This window comes from Faecalimicrobium dakarense, from assembly GCF_000499525.1.
In the GTDB taxonomy this organism is placed as follows: domain Bacteria; phylum Bacillota; class Clostridia; order Peptostreptococcales; family Peptostreptococcaceae; genus Faecalimicrobium; species Faecalimicrobium dakarense.
Genome location: NZ_HG529393.1, coordinates 1 through 3,189, shown reverse-complemented (window position 1 = coordinate 3,189; position 3,189 = coordinate 1). Strand labels below are relative to the sequence as shown.

3 protein-coding genes are annotated in these 3,189 nt (G+C 25.5%); 1 reads left to right on the top strand and 2 read right to left on the bottom strand.

Features of this window, described 5'->3' with window-relative positions:
* Positions 1–31: 31 nt before the first annotated feature.
* A complete protein-coding gene (locus BN899_RS13915) occupies positions 32–439 on the bottom strand; it encodes a PH domain-containing protein (protein ID WP_042276559.1) in 408 nt (135 codons plus the stop codon).
* 114 nt (positions 440–553) lie between these two features.
* Positions 554–2,650, bottom strand: a complete 2,097-nt coding sequence (locus BN899_RS13910) for a DEAD/DEAH box helicase (protein WP_042276556.1) — start codon at positions 2,648–2,650, stop codon at positions 554–556.
* Positions 2,651–2,881: 231 nt separating this feature from the next.
* Between BN899_RS13910 and BN899_RS13905 the strand changes: the two genes are divergently transcribed.
* Positions 2,882–3,163 (top strand): hypothetical protein, encoded by a 282-nt coding sequence (locus tag BN899_RS13905; RefSeq protein WP_042276553.1) that lies wholly within the window; start codon positions 2,882–2,884, stop codon positions 3,161–3,163.
* The last annotated feature ends 26 nt before the right edge of the window (positions 3,164–3,189 follow it).

Here is a 3,189-nt window from a genome sequence, read left to right as displayed (position 1 = left end):
GATTGCAATATTAATTGCAATCTCTTTTTTCTTATTTACAAAGATAATGTTCTTTTACAAGTCTTACTATTTGCTTAGCTTCTTCTGTTTGGGCTTTAGGTACTTTAAATGATATAGGAGCATTGTATGATGTATTTTGAGTAACTACGGTATTTCCATCAACCCCTATTTTTATATCAACATCTAAATCCATTGTTGATGCTGTTTCAAAAGATATACTTTTGATATTCTTCTTAGGGAAGAACTTTACTTCTACCTTTTTCCCACTTAACCCTTGAACATCTACTCTATAAAGCCCATGATTAGTAAGTATTATAGAATCTCTTATAAATGTAAATCCGATAATAACTTCTTCATCATCTAGTAAATATTCTCTTATTTTTTCATCACATTGATTATCTACTGACCCATAACCTGCTATCTTATTGAAAAATGACATAGTATAAAAACTCCTTTAAATTCTTATTTGTTAAAATAATTATATCATTTAATTAATTCTCTTGTATATTATAGAATTATTGGTAAATATAAAGTCTAGTTTTACAAAAGCACTTTATATAAATAAATCTATTATATCGTCTTTAGACAAATGCTTAAATGTATTACTATTATCTAAATTTCCATCTATAATTTCTTCTATTAATTCTTTTTTATTTTCTTGTAAACTAATTACTCTTTCTTCAACGGTATCTTTAGCTATAAGCTTTATAACATTAACAACATTTTTTTGACCTATTCTATGGGCTCTATCACTTGCCTGATTTTCAACCGCAGGATTCCACCAAGGATCAAAGTGAATAACCATACTTGCACTAGTTAAGTTAAGACCCGTTCCTCCTGCTTTTAATGATATTAAAAATATTTTGTTATCATTCTTGTTATTAAACTCATCAACTAATCTAACCCTATCTTCTGCACTAGTTTTTCCATCTAGATAACTATATGGAATTTTTTCTTTCTCTAATCTTTGCCCTATTATACTTAATACCTTTGTAAACTGAGAGAATATAAGTATCTTTTTATCACCTGAATCATTTATTATATCCAATAATGTATCCAATTTAGAATTTTTACCATTATAGTTTTTAACCATCAATTCTGGTGCTAAACACAATTGTCTAATTTTTGTTAAGTAAGAAAATATATTCATATTATTTTGATTATCTTCTTTTATTTTTTCTTTTATAAGTTTTATATATCCATTATAAGATTTTCTATGGTCTTTATCTAACTGCACAAAAAACTTTTGCTCTATTTTATCTGGAAGCTCTGATATAACTTCCTTTTTAGTTCTTCTAAGCATAAATGGTTTTATAAGATTTTTAAGTTCGCTAATGCTTTTATCACCATTTACAAATATACTCTTAAACTTTTCTTTATTATATAAATAGCCTGGCATTATAAAATCAAATATTGACCATAGTTCTAATAAATTATTCTCTATCGGAGTGCCCGTTAATGCAAATCTAACTTTGGCATTTATACTTTTAATAGTTTTTGTAATAATTGAGTCTGGATTTTTTATATTTTGAGCTTCATCTATAATACAATAGTCAAAAATTATATTTTCATATTTATCTAGATCATTTCTAAAAGTTGTGTAAGTTGTTAATATAACATCATAGTCATTAATGTTATTTATTATCTTTTCTCTTTCTACTTTGTTTCCATGAACTACTCCTATTTTTAAATATGGAGCAAATTTATCAAACTCATTTTTCCAATTATATATTAGTGCCGTTGGAGCTATTACTATACTTTTTTTATTTATTTGAGATAGTAAAAATGCTATTGTCTGCACAGTCTTCCCAAGACCCATCTCATCTGCTAGTATACATCCAAATTCATAATTTGATAGCGTTGTAAAAAATTCAAATCCACTAACTTGATAGTCTCTAAGTTTAGCATTTAAATTCTCTGGAACTATACATTCTATTTTTTGATTCCCTTTAAACTTTTTAATTACATTACTTATATACTTTCTACCCTCTATAAAATCTATATTTTCTTCTTCTATAAAATTATCTAGATACATTGCTTTATTATTAGGTATTTTCATATTTTCAAAATCATTATATATTCCTAGTACATCTATTAATTTAAGTGCTTGTACTAAATTTTCATCTTTTAAATCTAGATAGTTCCCATTTGAAAGCCTGTGTAGTTTTTTATTTTCTTTGAAAGAATTAAATATTCTTCTATACTCTATTTTATCAACTCCATCAATATTTAGATTCATTCCCATATGACCATTTCTTGACTGAGTTATATTTACCATTATTTGGGGATTTATTGTTATTCCTTCATTATAAGATTCTTGTATTTTTACTTTTTTTAGATTATCAGCACCATTAAGGGCTATTGCAACAATATGAGGACATATTTGAGCCTTATTATCTTTTGATATTGAACCACTACAATCGCAACTTATATTTGATACTACTCTGGTTTTTAAGTTGATACTTATCATAGCAGTATAATTTTGTCTATGGTATTCATCTATAATAGTTGCGTAAAATATAGCATTATCTCCTTCTATCTTTGAATAATCATTAATAATTCTATTTCTTTTATACATAGTAAATCCACTGTTAAATTTCGTTCTATCCGTATTAAATTTCAATATATCTTCTATTTTACTTAAGTCCATATTTATCACCTTCCTCTTTTTGAAATTATACTAATTATATATTTTATCATTATATTATCATGGTATTAACATTTATTAATCTATATCTATCTAAAAGTATATTAATTATTCTATTTTACTAATATTATAGCCCATTATTTTATTTTTTGACTGAGTAACATATTTTATCGTCCTACATAACTTAAACTATAGATTTTATTTAACTAGAATTTTTTAGGGGTGAGTTATATTATGAAATGCTGTTACTTTAAATATGGTGAAATTGTAGAAATAAATAAAAATATACAGCCAGGTGTTGTTTACATCACAATAGCCACTGATATTAATAATATATATACGGCTACTGTTTTAATCGCAAGTGATGCTACTTTAGTCATGGATGAAAATTATAATGAAATTACTTTAAATGATTTAGAGGTAGGAGATGTTGTTTTTGTTTACCATTCTCCGATTATGACAATGAGTATACCTCCTCAAACTCAAGCTTTTATTATTGAAGTTAAATCACAATAAATATTGCCTATAATAAAAAAAAACGA

Excerpts from the sequence above, each read along its gene's own strand:
- BN899_RS13915 (WP_042276559.1), bottom strand. The coding sequence starts at position 439 with ATGTCATTTTTCAATAAGATAGCAGGTTATGGGTCAGTAGATAATCAA.
- BN899_RS13910 (WP_042276556.1), bottom strand. The coding sequence starts at position 2,650 with ATGGACTTAAGTAAAATAGAAGATATATTGAAATTTAATACGGATAGA.
- BN899_RS13905 (WP_042276553.1), top strand. The coding sequence starts at position 2,882 with ATGAAATGCTGTTACTTTAAATATGGTGAAATTGTAGAAATAAATAAA.